Source organism: Levilactobacillus enshiensis (assembly GCF_007115095.1).
Classification (GTDB): Bacteria; Bacillota; Bacilli; order Lactobacillales; family Lactobacillaceae; genus Levilactobacillus; species Levilactobacillus enshiensis.
Genome location: NZ_SULH01000001.1, coordinates 1 through 16,985, shown reverse-complemented (window position 1 = coordinate 16,985; position 16,985 = coordinate 1). Strand labels below are relative to the sequence as shown.

The following is a 16,985-nucleotide window of genomic DNA, read 5'->3' as shown; positions in this document are numbered from 1 at the left end:
TCATCTTTTCACCGTTACAACAAATCTATTTATTTCTGTTGATCCATTCGGTCGTAGAAGCTCAGGCCCTTGGGATTAAAATGCTTGGCTAATTTCTTACTGGTGAATGAGTAGTTTGTAATCCGTGGAAGTGACGAGTAGGCTACTTGCGAAAGTGCTTTGATTTTCCTTCCTTGATAGGTCTTAGTCGTTGCTTTAAAACCAGTAAGGTAGCGTTTACCAAAATCCTTCATCGCTGCCTTACCCTTATATAACGGCCAATCATCAATTCTGACGGTTCCCTTACTACTCTTAGTCGCATAAATCCAACTTGCCTTCCCCTTAACGCTGGGTTGATGCAGGGTATAAGTACTCGTGTTCATTTTTTTGCCATAATATATCTGGTTCTTCCAAGTCTTAGCGGTAATCGTATCCGTTTGATAGTGACCACCCTCATAGTAGTACCAGGTGCCCCGGATTGACTTAGGCAGCGTTTTCAAATAAGTGGTCTTGGCTTGTGCCGTCGCCGTTGGTGTGGTGACGATTGCAACGGCCCCCATCGTTCCCACAACTAATAATGAACCAATTACTTTTGCTAGTTTCATTTGTAACTCTCCTCCTTATGTTTCTATCAATAATCAGAATCCACTCACAAGCCTCATTATACAAAACGATGGCGACATAATATGTCACTTTTAGGGCAGCCATGAAAAAAACGCCTAGTAGTTTGATCACTACTAAGCGTTGGTACTAGTCGTATTGTTCTAAAGTCGCCTGTAAAGTTGCACGCATCTGGTCCACCAGCGAGACTGACGATAGCACACGTAAGGCTGCTCCCTGACTGAGTAACCACAGGATGGCACCGTCAATTTTCACGTAAGCTTCGATGTCGCAACTGCCATCTGGATATTCTTTGACCACGCGGGAGGCTGGAAAATGGTCGAGGGCCGTCTGCGCATAATTATAGTAACGAAACCGAATCTGCGTGAGCGCTCCTGAATCTAATAGATACGCGTAGTTCCGGTGTTCCTGTAGTGAGTAGCGGTCATCGAAATGGTGCTTCTCACCTGGCAATTTTTCCTGAATGGTCTGAATGCGATCCAAGCGGTACAGCCAATACCCCGCATGCTCCTCACTCAGCATTGCCACATAAAAGTAATAGGTCTCAAAAAATAACGCAATCGGTTTGGCATGATGCACCTTAGCATGCGTCTCCCCAGCTTGACTACTACGGTAAGTGAACACCAGCCGCTGATTTTTTGTAATGCAACTGGCGACTTCTCTTAACATGTGCAATAGCGGTTTGCTGCGCGATAACGGCATGTAGCTGCCCCGTGCTGATGTAAGTTGCTGACGGATAATAGTTTGCATCGCTGGTGCCAGCCCAGAGCTGAGGTAATCAAGGGTCCCCGACAACTCCGTTTGGTTCAGTGCGCGCGAGCCTAACAGAATGTTACTCATGGCCAGCACCATCGCGGCATCCGTCTCTTCACTCCGTTGGGACAGCCGGTAGGTGCCGTGTTTCTCAATTAAGTCCCCCACGGTGTACTCAGACAGCGCCCGGCGAATGTAGGCAAAGTCCCGTTGACTGGTTCGTGCGCTGACGGCATACTTGGCGGCGATTTTCTCCGCCTGTAACGTCTTGCCCGCCATCAACTGGACCATTAATTCCGCAATTCGCTGATTACTCTGCACCCTGTTCACCCCGCTTACCAATTTACACAATATATCAGTAATTATGGCGTGTTCCCGTGTAAAAGTAAACCGCTAAAAGTGAATCAAGACTTTCCCCTTGGGGTGACCGGTGGCGACTAACTTAAGGGCCTCATTGATATCGGCTAACTTAAAGGGCGTTGGGTCGATTACTGGCACGATTTGCGCTTCCTCTACCAATCTCGTAATGGTCCGTAACTGCTTGCCATCGCTTCTGACGAAGATAAACCGATACTGACCGCCAACCTGTTTGGCCTGTCGATCAAACTTCAAGCCGGCCAGCGTGAGGAGAGTCGTCTTCCAGAATGGTAAATGACGATCCTTAGCAAATTGCCGGTTAGGTCCCATCCGGAGAGATAACAGCCGACCGCCGCGCTTCAACACTTGCAATTCATGGGCGTATTCCTTAGGACCAATGGTGTCGATCACGTAATCAACGGGGTCAAGTTCTTCCCAATAATTCTCTTTGTGATAGTCAAAGTAGTTGGTGACGCCCTGCGCCAACAATTGTTCCTTGGCCCGGGCGTTCCCGCTAACGCTGACCTTCAACCCCATCGCCTTGGCAATTGGAATCGCCATTTGGCCAAATGAGCCGGACCCACCAGGAATCATCACTGATTGTCCAGGCCGGGCACCCAGCTCTTCATGGAGGCCCTGATATGCCGTCAAACCGGTTAAGGGTACTGCAGCACTGTGGTCAAAGTCCATCCCAGCTGGCATCGGTGCCAACGCCTGTTGGTCGACCGCTACGTATTCGGCAAAGGCACCAATCTTGGTGAGTGGCAGACGGGCGTAAACCCGGTCGCCCACCTTAAAATCGGCTACTTGGTTGCCCACGGCCGTCACGATACCAGACAACTCGTTCCCCATGGTAACGGGCCGCGCATAGTCTTGAATCAGCTTGACGCTACCGGTTCCGATCAGCATTTCCAAAGGATTGACTGCTGCCGCCCTGACCTGCACGAGCACCTCGGTAGCCGTAATTTCTGGTGTCGGCACCTCTCGGACCACGAGTTTGAAATCTGATTGGTACTTGTCTAATTGTGCTGCCTGCATAGTTAAATTATCCCCCTTGGATGTGCTGCTAACTTTTTCCAAAGTTTATCGCATTTAGTAACAAAAATCAAATAAAGTTACTTTTAGCCATTTTGTGCTACACTAGAAAGAAAGCTATCCAAGGAGGTCACGCAACTCATGGCACAACTGACCCGCACCAAAATCATCGCCGTTGCTGAAAAACTCATCATGCAAACTGGTAACGCAGCGGTGACCTTAGACCAACTCGCTCAGGAATTAGGTATCACGCACGCCGCCCTTTACAAACATTTCCAAAATAAACGTGACCTGTGGGAAGCCGTTGCCGCCGCCTGGTTTCAACGAACCATTATCAACCAGATCACGGTCGACACCACCCTCCCGCCAGAGCAGCAACTCCACGCCTGGCTCTGGGCCTTCGTGACTGCCAAAAAGCAAGCGTATCACGCGAACCCCCAGATGTTTACCCTCAATACCCGTTACATCGACAACAATCCGGCGGCCCTGCGAACCGTGCTGACTAGCGCCTATCGCAGTATTGACGACATCTTAGGCTATCACGATGCCAATTTTGAACGAGCGGAAACGATTCTGGCCGCGTTCTCCGCTTTCACGCTACCGAACTTTAAGGACAGCTGGAACTCACCGGACTATCAGCATCGGTTTGAACTTGTTTGGCGCTTGATTGCCCCCGGGTTGGCATCATTCTGACTGGATTCATCCCTTAAATTAGTCTAGATTGAGCGCACTCTGGCTGCCAGGGATTCCACCTGCTGTGGGCTGGAAGATCACCAGGTTGCCTAGCTTTAGTCCTAGTATTGCTGAACCGGCATGGCTGGTATTTTAGGAATTTTAATCTTAATAGTGGTCACAAAAAGTGCGTTCGAGAATCACTCTCAGAACGCACCTTTTGTGATCTGTTAAGGATGACCCGACAAGTCGAACAGTCGCCAACCATATTTTTACCCTGAAGTACGGTTGCCAAAGAACAAAAAAGAGACCAACTCATTTCTGAGCTGGTCTCCCGAGTTTTAATTAACGTTGATTAAAGAAAATTACTTCTTTAATGGCGTCCATTGCCACTTCGTAAATTCTTCGATATCGCGACCTTCGTCACGAGTGATCTTCATGTGCTTAGCTAAGATAGTGTCCATCTTGGCGTCGAAGGCCTTACCGGCAGCTTCGTCGATAACACCCTTAGCAATCAAGGTGTTAACAGCGTCCTTGGCTTGGTGGAACCGGTCAAGTTCGGAGTAGACACGCATGTCGTAAGCAGTCGTGATGTCACCGTCTTCACGGTAACCATGAACGTGTAAGCCTAAGTGTTGACGTTCGTAGAACATTGATTCGATCAAGTCTTCGTAACCGTGGAAACCAAAGACAACAGGAGTCCCGGATTCGCCGAAGAATGAACTGAATTCAGCGTCGCTCAAGGCACGGTCATCGTTAAGAGGCCCGTTCTTCTTTTGCAGACGTTCTAATTCAACAATGTTGACGTAACGCATCTTAACAGCTGGGAAAGCATCGTTGATCAAGTCAACAGCAGCCAACGTTTCGATGGTTGGTTCAACACCAGCAGAAGCAAAGACGATATCAGCATCTTCGCCTTCAGCAACAGTGGAAGCCCAGTCGATAGTCTTCAAACCGGTGTTAGCCAGTTCTTCGGCTTCGGCAACGGAGAACCATTGTTGACGAGGTTGCTTGGAAGCAACGATGTGGTTAACCTTTTGACGGTCCTTGAAGGCACGGTCAAAGACAGCTAACAACGTGTTCCCATCAGCTGGCAGGTATTGGCGGATGAAGTCAGACTTCTTTTCAGCCAAGTGAGTCAGCATACCTGGGTCTTGGTGGGTGTAACCGTTGTGGTCTTGTTGGAACACAGTGGAAGTCGAAACCAAGTTCAGGGATGGGTAATCGTTACGCCATGGTTCTGCAGCGGCCTGACGGATCCACTTGAAGTGTTGCGTCGTCATTGAGTCGACAACCCGCAAGAATGATTCGTAAGACGTGAACACACCGGTACGACCAGTTAAGGTGTAACCTTCAAGCCAACCTTCAGCTTGGTGTTCTGATAATTGGGCATCCAAGATACGGCCTTCAGGAGCTTCGTATTGGTCATTTGGTTCCTTGACCTTACTCATCCATTGACGGTTCGTAATCTTGAACATTTCCCAAAGACGGTTAGACATCGTTTCATCAGGTCCGAAGATCCGGAATGATGATGGGTTCTTCGTAGCAACGCCAGCGAAGAAGGTTGACAGAACGTTCATATCCATGTTCTTGTTGCCATCTGGCAATTGCGTCCCACGGTTATTTTCGTTGATGTCGTTAGCGAAGTCTTTCCAGTTAGGCAGGTCGAGCATGTCGGCCTTGGCACCGCGAACACGGCCACCATTGGCAACTGGGTTAGCAGCCATCCGCTTGTCGCCCTTAGGAGCGAAGTCAGCGACTTCTGCCTTCAATGAACCATCGGCATTGAATAATTCAGTAGGCTTGTATGAGTTCATCCAAGCTTCGAATTCTGGAAGTTCGTCAAGCTTGCCTTGTGCTAAGCCAAGTGGAACTTGGTGAGCACGGAAGGAGCCTTCGATTGGTTCGCCGGCTGGGTTCTTTTGAGGACCGCCCCAACCCTTTGGCAAACGAGCGATAACGACTGGCCAAGCTGGGATAGTCCCATCTTCGTACTTGCCGTTTTCACGCGCATCCTTTTGGATTTGTTGAATGTCAGCGATAGCTTGGTCAAATAACTTAGCAGCTTTTTCGTGGTAAGTCATGTAATCATGGATATCGTCGTTTTCAAGGAAACGAGGTGACCAGCCTAAACCTTCGAAGAACTTCGCGATGTTTTCGTCGCTCATCCGTGAGAAGAGAGTTGGGTTGGAAATCTTGAATCCGTTTAAGTCAAGAATAGGTAATACGGCACCATCATTCTTAGGGTTCAAGAACTTGATGGAGTTCCATGCAGTCATAGCAGGGCCGGTTTCAACTTCCCCATCACCAACTACCGTAAAGGCAATTTGGTCTGGGTTGTCTAAAACAGCACCAGTTGCATGTGAAAGTGAGTAACCAAGTTCTCCACCTTCATGGAGTGAACCAGGCGTTTGGGCAGTCATGTGGGAACCAATTCCACCAGGGAATGAGAACCGCTTGTACAGACGTGACATCCCTTCAAGGTCCTGAGTGATTTCAGGGTAAGCATCCGTGTACGTGCCGTCCAAGTAAGAGTTGGTAACCATTACTTGACCACCATGACCAGGGCCACCGATATAGAACATGTTCAAGCCGTACTTGTTGATCAGACGGTTAGCGTGGGCATACAGGAACGTTTGTCCTGAAATAGTACCCCAGTGTCCGATAGGCTTAACCTTAACGTCATCCTTTTGGATTGGTGTGTTCGTTACTGAGAACAATGGGTTGCTCTTCAGGAAGATCATACCACCGGAAAGGTACGTCGTAGCACGCCACCAAGCGTCAACTTTTTCCAAGTAAGACTTGGAATCAAAATCTACTGCCATGAATTCTACACTCCTTCGTGTCGTTGAGTTGCATCTTCTAAATTAACATCAATGAGTCAGAGTCAATTTGTATTCCTTAACTATACTAAACTTTTCGAAAAAGTCAACCTTTTTCTAAAGTGGTACGACCCAATATTTGTACAAATCATTTTTCATAGCCCATACTGCTTGCAAATTCTATTCCGAAATCGACCGTTTGTGCTCACCCACGACCCTTCTATCGGTTGCCACGACTTGCTTTCCCAGAAAATGAATTCAAAATTCAAATTTCGTTCTCAGTATACCAGATTTTCACCGTGAAGCATTGTGGTTTACTCGTGTCCGGGGAATTTTCTTCAAGGTGATTCACTAGTTTCGTTTTCAATTGGCAGCTATTGCCACTAAAAAAGACTAAGTCGCTGAGCGGCCTAGTCCGTTTTCATTACTGCTCACTTAATTTTCATCCACAACAACCGGCGTCAGCTTAGCAATCAGCCGCTGAACTTGCTGCTGGTAGTTGAGGAATAGCCCGGTAAACTTGCTGTCGCTATTGGCCTCCCAGGGTTTGGGCGTGCCACAGTAGTGCAGAATGACCGTATTGGCCATCACCCAATGGATTTCGTGTTCATTGAGACTCCGTGTTTGATACGTTAAATATTTCCGCGTATCGTAATTCCAGATTTCCTCAGGAATTTCAACGATATCTGACCCGTATAAGAAGTTCAGGACATCCTGATCTGGCAAAAGGAGTTCACTCTGGTGTTCTTCGATCATGGTGGTAATGTCGTTTAGCTTGATTTTGGCCCGCGCCTGGTCGAGATCGATCACCAGCACCCCAGAGTTAAAATAACTGGTCGTGGTTCCTAGCCGCAGCTGATTCACGCTATCGACCAGATTGGTAACGCCGCGATGGACAGCGGCCGCCAACATATGCCCATCCAAATTCAACTCCCAGAGTGGCCGCAACGGATTAATGACCAACAAATCGGGGTCCAAATAGATGACGCGTTTAACCGTTGGTGGCAAAATTTGGCCGCTTAGTAGCCGGAAATACATCTCTTTGGGATAACGTTTGATCAACGGCACCCCGGCAGCAAAATCCGTCTGTACCCGTTCGTTGCTGAACTGCCAACTGAAGGCGTCTGTTAGCGTCTGAATCTCAGCGACTTCCGCTGGTGTCAGACTGGCGTGCACCAACCACAAGTGAATCTGTTCGTCCGGATTATTTGCGTGTACCGAGTAGAGCATCACCTTTAACGGCGCCAAATAGCCCGCGTTGAGGGTGACCAAAAGATTGATTTCATCAGACAAGGTCTCCACCGACTTTCATTTTTAGGTTCTCCTCTATTTAATCATTTATTGCGATATTAAACACAGATTATGACTGTGGACGACTATCTCTTCACAGCCAACTTAGCCGAGTCAACTTACTTAGGTTAATCATCGCCGCCAGCTATACTGATAACATTACAGTTAAGGAGTGATGATCAAAAATGAAGTTAACGTTATTTTACGCTGCTGGTGCAAGTCCCATGGCGCCCCACATTTTACTCGAAGAACTCGGCCTGCCCTATCACTTAGAAAAGGTCAATCTGGATGACAAGACGTGGACTCAGGGTGATTACAATCAGGTAACTCCCAAATCCTACGTCCCCGCCCTCAAAGTTGATGATCATCCCCTGTTGACGGAATGCGCCGTGATCCTCGAATTCATCGGTACCCAATCGCCACTGATGCCGGCATATGCGACCCCCGCCTACTGGGAGCAGCGCGTCTGGCTGAACTACATCGCAACGGAGCTGCACAAGAACTTCATTTCTCCCTTCCGCCAGGGCAACTGGCTACCCAATACGGCGGAATCTAAGCAACTGGTATGGACGCGAGTGCAGCCGCGCTTAGTCTTCGTAGAACATCAGTTGGCGGCAAATGGTCCGTATCTGCTAGGCGACAACTTTTCCGTGGCCGACCCCTACCTCTTCGTCATAACCAACTGGATGCAACGGCTGGATTACAGTTTTGCTGATTTTCCTCAGCTGAAAGCCTTCGACACTCGCATGCGACAACGGCCAGCCGTGCAACGCGTCTTCCGACAAGAGGGGCAGCCTCACTCCTTGGTGGACGGCAAATAACTACTGAATATTCTAAAACTACTATAGTCATTCAAGTAAGGTATCGATCAACTCGATTGCGAGTGTGTCGCTGCCTTTTTACTTTTTCCAACAATCTCGGGTTCAGAACCCATTTCGCCCACAAAATCGACCACGTCATCACGCCCGCCGCACACTAAATTTGATCATCATCTTTACAAACCACCTTTGATCGGTTAAACACTCGCAGCAACTAACATTGCACTATTCTTAGGCGGTTCAATGACTGACTACATTGCCGGATTATCAGGTTACCCCATATTTTTACACAATCAACATGATCTCGTTACATTCGCCAACTATCCTAAGGGCTGTACCAAATTTAGAGGAGGAGTTCGCAAAATGAATAAGAGATTGAATACTTTAGTAACGGCGATGTTGTTAGCAACTACTTTCGGCTGGCAGCAACCGTTGGCGACCGTCACCGCCGCTGCTAAGGCGAGAACCACGCAGACGGCAAAGGTCAAGGGGAAGACCGTTGCCACAACATCCACCCACATCAACTTACAAGGCGCATCCAATGCCCGTGATCTCGGCGGTTACGTCAACTCGAAGGGCCAAAAGATCAAGGTTCACCGCTTGATTCGCTCCAACAGCCTCTCCACCTTAACTAAAGCCGACCAGACCAAGCTCGTCAAGACCTACCACGTTGCAACCGATGTCGACCTGCGAACGATCAGTGAACAAAAGCAGAGTCCTGACGTTCGGATGAAGGGCGTCAAGTTGGTCAAGGCTAACGTCTTCAAGGAATTTCCACCATTACCTGACTTCACTAAAAAGAATGCTGCTAATCAAATGATGGAAACAACCTATCGTGATGCCGTGACCACGGCGCAAGGCCGTAAAGCCTACAAATCACTATTCCATCAACTACTGATCAATCCTAAGAACAAGGCTGTTCTGTGGCACTGCTCCGCGGGTAAGGATCGTGCTGGCATGGGGACCGCATTTATCCTCTCTGCCCTTGGGTTCAGCAGAGCTGCCATCACCAAGGACTACTTAAAGTCCAACACCTATCTCGTTCAAACGAACAAGGTAAATCTGCAAAAAGAAGAAGCTGGCTGGAAGGCCCAAGGCAAGACGCTGACACCGACCGTCATTGCCAACTTCAAGGATGAAAACGGGGTTCAAAAAGCGTACCTGAACGCCACCTACAAGGCCATTGATGCGAAGTATGGCAGTATGGCGAAGTTCCTCAACAAAGGACTTGGCTTAACCAATGCCCAACTGAAGTCATTGCAAGCAAACTACCTGACACCAGCCAAGTAAGCGCAACCTAACTAGGTTATAAGAAAAAATGCGACGTCCTCACAAGAAGATGTCGCATTTTTCTGTAGACTGGCCAATTTACCTATATTATTGAAGAACCCATCATTTCACGGTCACAATTCCCTTTTATAACGATTTACATAGCTGATTGATGTGGTGCCTGATACCTTTACACAATCTACACCTCCCCTTTACATCCACTTTGTATTCTAGAAACTGTACCAAACACAGAGGAGGAATTCGTATTATGAACAAACGATTAAGCACACTCGTTACTGCCTTACTGTTGACCACTACTTTAGGTTGGCAACAACCATTATCAACCCTCACGGCCGCTGCGAAAACGACCCAAACGACTAAGACCACTAAAGCCACTAAGAAAGCCAAAGCGCCGAAACACGCTAAGGCCAAAACTGTGGCGGGAAAGTCAACCCATATCAAACTTCAAGGCGCTTCCAATGCCCGTGATTTAGGTGGTTACATCAACCAAAATGGTCAAAAGATCAAGGTTCACCGCTTAATTCGTTCTAATGGTCTGTCCACTCTGTCCAAGTCCGACCAACAAAAGCTGGTTAAGACTTATCACGTTGCCACCGATGTTGACCTGCGAACGGTCGTTGAACAACAAAAGAGCCCCGATGTTAAAATTAAGGGCGTTAAGTTGGTCAAAGCCAATGTTTTCAAGGCCTTCCCAGCCTTCCCCGACTTCTCCAAGAAGAACGCCGGCGATAAGATGATGAAGAAGTCTTACCACGACGCCATCACGACTGCCCAAGGTCGCAAGGCTTACAAGTCCTTGTTCCATCAATTACTGAAGAACCCTAAGAACAAGGCCGTTCTGTGGCACTGTTCAGCAGGTAAGGACCGCGCCGGGATGGGAACTGCTCTGGTGCTCTCTGCCCTTAACTTTAATAGAAAAGCGATTACTACCGATTACTTAAAGTCCAACACCTACTTAGCCAAAACTAACGCCGAAAACCTGCAAAAGCAAGAAGCCGGTTGGAAGGCACAAGGCAAGGCGCTGACACCAACCGTCATCGCCAACTTCAAGGATCAAAATGGTGTGAAGAAGTCCTACATCGATACCATGTACAAGGCCATCAACACCAAGTACGGTAGCATGGATAACTTCCTCCACAAGGGTCTAGGCTTATCCAACACGCAATTAAAGCAACTGCGGGCAAACTACCTGACGCCAGCTAAGTAGTATCGCCGCTTAAATCTCTTGTAACGTTTAAAACGACCAGCCCACGAAAATCAGTGCTGGTCGTTTTAACGTTGGTACACCAACCAAATATGAACTGAATGTGCAATCGGCACAACGATGTCCACACCACACAAATAGGGCCTCAAATCTGAAAACTCATCAGATCTGAGGCCCTATCTTAATGGCAAACCGAGTTAGTGGTTACCAAATATTCTCAATTTCCTTACTTCAGTGACCATTTGAACGATTTTCTAGTTCCCCAACTAGTCAGCGTTCTTGAATTGGCCGCTGGTTAAATCACTCTTTAATACCCAGCCGTGACTCTTAACGTAGCTGTACGTTTGGGTCTTCTTAGCTGAACTCTTTAACTTAGCTTGCTTCGTGACCTTGTAAGTCGTGCCGGCCTTTAATTTACCGTTAGCCGTCAACGTCATCGTTGGCCGGTCTGCAGCAATCGCTGCCTTGTAAACAACTGGCTTAGCATCTTTCGTATGGTACGTCTTGGCTTTCTTGAAGAAGTCAGAAGACACGATTGTGTAAGTCTTACCCTTCGTTACTTTAGCAGCGGTCGTCTTGGCATCCTTCACACCGTTACCGTCAGCAGCCTTGAACTTGCCTGCAGTTAATTGGCTAGCAACGACCCAGCCTTGGCCCTTAACGTAACTGTACTTTTGGGTCTTCTTAGCGTTGATCTTTAATTTAGCTTGCTTCGTAACCTTGTAAGTTGTGCCCGCCTTTAATTTCCCCTTAGTGGTTAACGTCATGGTTGGCCGGTCTGCAGCAATCGCTGCCTTGTAAACAACTGGCTTAGCGTCCTTCGTGTGGTACGTCTTGGCTTTCTTGAAGAAGTTAGAAGACACAATCGTGTAGGTCTTCCCCTTCGTCGTTGCAGCAGTCGTTGTTGCAGTTGTCGTGCCCTTAGCTGAGGCTGGTACAGCCAGCGCTAAAGGTGCTACCAAAGCTAAAACAGTCATAAGCGTTAATGATTTTTTCATAATATCCAACTCCCCTATCCAAAGATTACAACTATTATATTATTGTTACAGAATTGTGTCAACGGGGTGAGAACTGTAATATTATTAAAATATTCTAAAGGCCCCACATCGTTCATGCCCGGGTTTATACGGGCCACAGTACCGACTATTTCTACTACTTATAATCAGTATTTTTGCTGGCAACCCATCTGTTGCCGGCATCCGTTCTTCAAAAGTAACTGACTAATCGTCAACTTTGTAAAAAATAGACAATTACCACCCTCAATAGATTGGCTACCCCGCGCAACTATCTTTTTTTCACATTTTTTTTAAATCGGCTCCTCACTCCTCGTTCTTCAAATCACTATCACTTTGAGCTTAGTCTTTTTACACACCAATTGTTCAAATAACGCCTATCTTTCAAGACGCAACGTCTAATTGAAGATGCTGCCAGCACAGCTAAATAAGTTAGTCTAACTAAAAAACCGTCCTCAGGTTGCAGGGCGGTTTTTTAGACTTATCAGGTCATTGCTAACCAGACTATTTTTTTAACGTGATTCATGTGACCGCCGCCGAACAAACGGTGTCACTAGCAAAGCCAATAACACAGCTCCTAGTCGTACCAAGAAGCTCTCATTCTTCTGGCCCGTCTGTGGTAACTCGGCTTGTTGCTGACTGGCCTGCTGCTGACTGGTTTGCCGTTGTACGGCTTGCTGCTTAGTCACGGCTTGCTGCAACGTTCGAACACGTTCAGTCCCAGCAAGCTTGCGCGTACGTCCCGCTGGTGACTGAACATGGCGACTCCCATTTGCACCCCGAAGCGTTAACTTCGGTGCGGTCATCCGCTCATGTAAGTCTTCACCTTTGCGCGTGCCAGCGCTCTTCACTGCCTTTTTCCGTGGCGTCAAGTGGCGTCTGCCAGATGCGCCGGCAAGTTGCCGCGTAAAGACTGGGTGCGTGCCGGACGCATCAAACTTAACGATGATCGAAGCATTCTTGCCATCAGGTAAAATTGCGAGTAACAACCCGGGGGCAACGGTTCGTTGTTCAATCAGGTGGCCATTCTTCAACTCACGGAGTAGCCGTTTACCGGTTACCGGATTGTAGGTGTAGATGACTTTGCTGCCATCTTGCCACTGCTTGGTAATCTTCACGGTCTTACCGGCATCACTTGTTGGCACTGCCGGCGCCGTATAGCTAACTGCCGGATAATGACTGAAGGTCGGCATGGCGGCTGACTGACTGAATTTAACAATCGTCTTGCCACCCGTCCCGTCCGGCAAGGTCACTTCCGTAATGCCGGGAGCAATCGTGAGGTGCTTAACCGTCTTGCCATTCCGCGATTCGGTAATGGTCCGGTCGCCAGTCGTTGGATCATCGGTGTAAGTCGTGGTGCTGCCATCGGTCCACTGCTTCGTGATCTTGACGACCTTGCCAGTCGCATTCTTCGTCGTGGCCGTCACGTTACCGCTGGCATCGGTAGTTTTAGTCGTCGTATAGTGATCAAATGTCGGCATGTTGGCCGCTTGATCGTACTTAACGATAATTTCACCACTGGCACCATCCGGTAACGTGGTTGCTATGGAATCCGGCTTGATGGTCTGTTGCGCAATCGTCTGGCCATTCTTTTGTATACTGATGGTCTGTTTGCCAGTTGTCGGATTGGCGGTATACACAATGCCACTGCCATCTGGCCACTGCTTGTCAATCTTGACGACGTGACCAGCAGAATCTTTCGTCGTGGCCGTCGCGTTACCCGACTTGTCGACAACTTTGGTCGTTGTGTAATGCTCAATCGTTGGTTGCCCGCCTGGCTTCCCGGGAGTCACCGTTGTTTCAATGTTGTCACCACTCGGCAACGTTACCGGCGCTGAATCAGGGGCGATTGCTTGGTGCGCAACCGTCTTACCATCCTTCTGTTCCGTGACTGTTTGGTCGCCAGTCTTAGGATCGTAAGTGTAAATTGTCTTGCCACCGTCATGCCAATCCTTCGTGACCTTGACGACATTCCCCTGTGCATCCTTGACCGTAGTTGTCACGTTACCAGACTTGTCGGCGTCTTTGGTCGTCGTGTAGTGGTCAATCGTTGGTTGCGTGCCTGGCTTCCCAGGAGTAACCGTTGTCTTACTGTTGTCACCACTCGGCAACGTTGCTGGCGCTGAATCAGGAGCAATCGTCTGCTGGGCGACTGTCTTACCGTCCTTTTGTTCCGTAACTGTTTGTTTGCCAGTCTTGGGATCGTAGGTGTAAATCGTCTTGCCACCGTCATGCCAATCCTTCGTGACCTTAACGACATTGCCTTCGGCGTCCTTCGTCGTGTGCGTCACGTTACCAGACTTGTCAACGTCTTTGGTCGTTGTGTAGTGGTCAATCGTCGGTTGTGCGCCTGGCTTCCCAGGAGTAACCGTTGTTTTACTGTTGTCACCACTCGGCAACGTTGCTGGTGCTGAGTCTGGTGCAATCGTCTGCTGGGCGACTGTCTTACCGTCTTTTTGCTCAGTAACCGTCTGCTTGCCCGTGGCTGGATCGGCGGTATAGATAGTCTTACTACCGTCCGTCCACTGCTTGACGACCTTAACGACATCGCCCGTGGCGTTTTTCGTCGTGGTCGTCACATTGCCGCTTGCGTCTGTCGTTTGATCAGTTGTCTTGTGGTCAAACTCCGGCTCTTTCGTGGTCGGATCAAGACTAACCACGGTAACCGTATGACCATCATCAGGTAACGTCACCGGCGCAGAATCAGGAGCAATCTTTTGTTGGTCAACTGGCTTACCGTCCTTCTGCTCATGTACCGCCCGGTCTTTCGTGACTGGATCATAGGTGAAAGTCGTTTGACTCCCATCGTGCCACTGCTTGACGACCTTAACCACGTTACCAGCCGGATCTTTTTCCGTTATCGTCACATTGCCAGCTGAATCAACGTCCTTACCCAGGACCTTCAACTCACCAGGGATAACCGTCACCGCATAGTTTGGATTGTCGGCCTTGACACCAATTGTGTAGGTCCCCACTTCTTTGCTATTTGGTTCCTCGTATTGCAAGCCCAGCTTCGACGCGTCATCGACGAGTGAACCATCGACCAATTTCGTCTGATTCTCAGGGTTCTGATGGCCAGCATACATTTCCTGGTTAGCCACTTGAACCGTAACTGGCCGCTTAGCGACGCTTAACTGGCCCAGACTAAATTTCGTAAAATCATGGTTTGGATGTTGCGCGGCTAAGTTTTTCTGTGCTTGCTTCGTTAACTGGAGCGTGTAATTACCGGCTTGCAAGTCAGCTAACGCAACGACCTGCTTCTGCGAATTGATAATCATCAAATCCTCTGGCGCAAAACTGTAGGCCATTCGCAGGAAACTAAACCGTCCCATAAACGCGGGCATGTTCCCGTAGACAATATTTGAATCATCAACTTTGACTTGTGCTGCAGCTGGCTTAATCGTTAGCGTCCCTGATAAAACATTCGTCGTATAGTTCCGATTAGTTGCTGTCCCAGTGATTTCATACTCCCCAACTGTGTCACCCGCTTGGCGTGTTAACTTCACGCCCAAAGCGGCTTCCGAATCACCATTTACTAATTGAGCAGATGGATCCACCAAGGTTAATGTTGGATCAGCTTCGCCAAATGTCTTGGATTTATCAGCTGCGGTGACCGTTACCACCTTTGGCGCAATCTTGAACGTTCCAGGGTCGACCGTGACATCATAGTTTTGACTATCGGCCGTGCCACTAATCTTATAAGTCCCAGCATTTTCACCAGCAACCCGCGTCAAGGTAACGCCGAGTGCTTTTTCTGAATCGTGGTTGACCAATACATCGTCACTGTCCTTGGTCAACGTCAACGTTGGGTCATCTTCACCATAGGTCTTCAACTGCGTATCAGCGGTAACGGTTACTTTCCGTTTGATGATGTCTAGCGTTCCAGGGGTGACAGTCACCTCATAATTCTGACTCGCTGACGAGCCTGTGATGGCATAGGTATCCACGTTTTCACCGGAACGCCGCGTTAAGGTGACACCCAACGCTGCTTCAGAATCGCCATTAACGACAACGGATTGACCATCTTTTAGCGTAAATGGTTTATCAGCATCGCCATACGTCTTAGTCTGATTGGTCACGGATACTGTAACGGGCCGCTTAGTCACCTCTAAAGTCCCATTGGTAACTGTGACTAAGAAGTTAGTGTTCGCAGCCGTTCCTGAAATGGTGTAGGCCCCCACGTCTCTGGCAGTGCCACAACTCAAACTCAACTGTAAGTCAGCTGGTTGCTGGCTGGTAGCTAGCGGCGTCTGCTCACTCACATGCCATGTTAACTCAGGGGCAATGTTACCGTAGACCTTCGTTTGTTTATCAATGGTGACGGCTACTGGCCGTGGATCAATCGCAAGGGTGCCGTCAACAACTGTAATCGCATAGTTCTTAGCAGTCCCTTCACCACTAATTGTGTAACGACCGGTATTCTCACCAGACTGTCGCTGAAGCGCAACTTGTAAGTCCGCCAATGAATCACCCTTTAGCAGTGGCGTCGACTCAGAAACTTGCCAAGTCAGTTGCGGATCCTTTTCACCATATACCTTCTGTTGATTATCAGTCTGAACCGTGAGAGAACGCTGGTTAATCGTGAAGGTTCCTTGCGTCACTTCAAAGGTGTAGTTATTGCTCTTAGGAGTGACTGTAATAGCATAATCACCGACATTTTCGCCAATATCACGTGTCAAAGTTACCAAGTCTGTCAGTTTTTGGCCAGCCGCAAGGGTCGAACCATCTGCAAGTCTACAAGTCAAAGGGTGATCCGCATCATCATCACCGTACGTCTTTCCTTGGGGGTCAACGATAAGTCCAACCACGCGTGGATTAATCAAGAGGTTCCCATCGATAAAATGAACATCATAGTTAGCATTGTCGAAAGTCCCTGTAATGGCATGGTGACCAATTGTTTCACCTGCTTGTTGATTCAACTTTACATTTAACACGTCGCTTGTCTCGTTGGGGGCCAAACCTTGTTCAGAAACAACTTTCCAACCCAAAGCTGGGTCTGTCGAAACATCGTCATCGTAAGTTTTACTCTGATTTTCAATCTGAACCGTAACAGCTCGCTTTTTGATTGTGAATGTTCCTTGTGTCACTTCAAAGGTGTAGTTATTGCTCTTAGGCGTAACTGTAATTGCAT

The 16,985-nt window shown here is 48.4% G+C and carries 11 protein-coding genes; 4 read left to right on the top strand and 7 right to left on the bottom strand.

The features are described from left to right. Positions 1 to 29 precede the first annotated feature (29 nt). The 3 genes from FAY32_RS00055 to FAY32_RS00045 form a co-directional block, all read right to left on the bottom strand. Complete coding sequence (locus tag FAY32_RS00055; protein ID WP_143461290.1) at positions 30 to 584, bottom strand: hypothetical protein; 555 nt, start codon at positions 582 to 584, stop codon at positions 30 to 32. A 145-nt stretch (positions 585 to 729) separates the two neighbouring features. Continuing rightward, positions 730 to 1,674, bottom strand: coding sequence for a helix-turn-helix transcriptional regulator (locus FAY32_RS00050; RefSeq protein ID WP_225428250.1), 945 nt, complete (start codon positions 1,672 to 1,674; stop codon positions 730 to 732). Between the two features lie 72 nt (positions 1,675 to 1,746). Then, entirely contained in the window at positions 1,747 to 2,748 is a 1,002-nt protein-coding gene (locus tag FAY32_RS00045) for an NADP-dependent oxidoreductase (RefSeq protein ID WP_143461289.1), read from the bottom strand. Positions 2,749 to 2,886: 138 nt separating this feature from the next. On the opposite strand from FAY32_RS00045, the gene FAY32_RS00040 reads away from it, so the two are divergent. Next, positions 2,887 to 3,438 carry a TetR/AcrR family transcriptional regulator gene (locus FAY32_RS00040; protein WP_143461288.1) on the top strand — a complete coding sequence of 184 codons (552 nt, stop codon included), beginning with the start codon at positions 2,887 to 2,889 and terminating at the stop codon, positions 3,436 to 3,438. A gap of 344 nt (positions 3,439 to 3,782) precedes the next feature. On the opposite strand, the gene FAY32_RS00035 is transcribed toward FAY32_RS00040, so the two are convergent. Continuing rightward, entirely contained in the window at positions 3,783 to 6,242 is a 2,460-nt protein-coding gene (locus FAY32_RS00035) for a phosphoketolase family protein (RefSeq protein WP_143461287.1), read from the bottom strand. Between the two features lie 432 nt (positions 6,243 to 6,674). Further along, entirely contained in the window at positions 6,675 to 7,532 is an 858-nt protein-coding gene (locus FAY32_RS00030) for a glycosyltransferase family 8 protein (protein WP_143461286.1), read from the bottom strand. Between the two features lie 182 nt (positions 7,533 to 7,714). Between FAY32_RS00030 and FAY32_RS00025 the strand changes: the two genes are divergently transcribed. From FAY32_RS00025 to FAY32_RS00015, 3 genes are all read left to right on the top strand, one after another. Then, positions 7,715 to 8,350, top strand: a complete 636-nt coding sequence (locus FAY32_RS00025; protein WP_143461285.1) for a glutathione binding-like protein — start codon at positions 7,715 to 7,717, stop codon at positions 8,348 to 8,350. Positions 8,351 to 8,710: 360 nt separating this feature from the next. Beyond that, positions 8,711 to 9,637: a tyrosine-protein phosphatase gene (locus FAY32_RS00020; protein ID WP_143461284.1), complete on the top strand. Its 927-nt coding sequence runs from the start codon at positions 8,711 to 8,713 to the stop codon at positions 9,635 to 9,637. A 247-nt stretch (positions 9,638 to 9,884) separates the two neighbouring features. Then, the gene (locus FAY32_RS00015) at positions 9,885 to 10,844 is read left to right on the top strand and encodes a tyrosine-protein phosphatase (protein WP_143461283.1); all 960 of its coding nucleotides are present in this window, start codon (positions 9,885 to 9,887) and stop codon (positions 10,842 to 10,844) included. A gap of 263 nt (positions 10,845 to 11,107) precedes the next feature. Here FAY32_RS00015 and FAY32_RS00010 read toward each other — a convergent pair whose 3' ends face one another. Both FAY32_RS00010 and FAY32_RS00005 read right to left on the bottom strand, forming a co-directional pair. Further along, a complete protein-coding gene (locus tag FAY32_RS00010; protein ID WP_143461282.1) occupies positions 11,108 to 11,839 on the bottom strand; it encodes a hypothetical protein in 732 nt (243 codons plus the stop codon). A gap of 527 nt (positions 11,840 to 12,366) precedes the next feature. Next, on the bottom strand, positions 12,367 to 16,985 hold a 4,619-nt coding region (locus tag FAY32_RS00005), incomplete at its 5' end, for an MBG domain-containing protein (RefSeq protein WP_318635479.1).

Coding starts and splice junctions, on each gene's coding strand:
- FAY32_RS00055 (WP_143461290.1), bottom strand. CDS start 584: ATGAAACTAGCAAAAGTAATTGGTTCATTATTAGTTGTGGGAACGATG.
- FAY32_RS00045 (WP_143461289.1), bottom strand. CDS start 2,748: ATGCAGGCAGCACAATTAGACAAGTACCAATCAGATTTCAAACTCGTG.
- FAY32_RS00040 (WP_143461288.1), top strand. CDS start 2,887: ATGGCACAACTGACCCGCACCAAAATCATCGCCGTTGCTGAAAAACTC.
- FAY32_RS00035 (WP_143461287.1), bottom strand. CDS start 6,242: ATGGCAGTAGATTTTGATTCCAAGTCTTACTTGGAAAAAGTTGACGCT.
- FAY32_RS00025 (WP_143461285.1), top strand. CDS start 7,715: ATGAAGTTAACGTTATTTTACGCTGCTGGTGCAAGTCCCATGGCGCCC.
- FAY32_RS00020 (WP_143461284.1), top strand. CDS start 8,711: ATGAATAAGAGATTGAATACTTTAGTAACGGCGATGTTGTTAGCAACT.
- FAY32_RS00015 (WP_143461283.1), top strand. CDS start 9,885: ATGAACAAACGATTAAGCACACTCGTTACTGCCTTACTGTTGACCACT.
- FAY32_RS00010 (WP_143461282.1), bottom strand. CDS start 11,839: ATGAAAAAATCATTAACGCTTATGACTGTTTTAGCTTTGGTAGCACCT.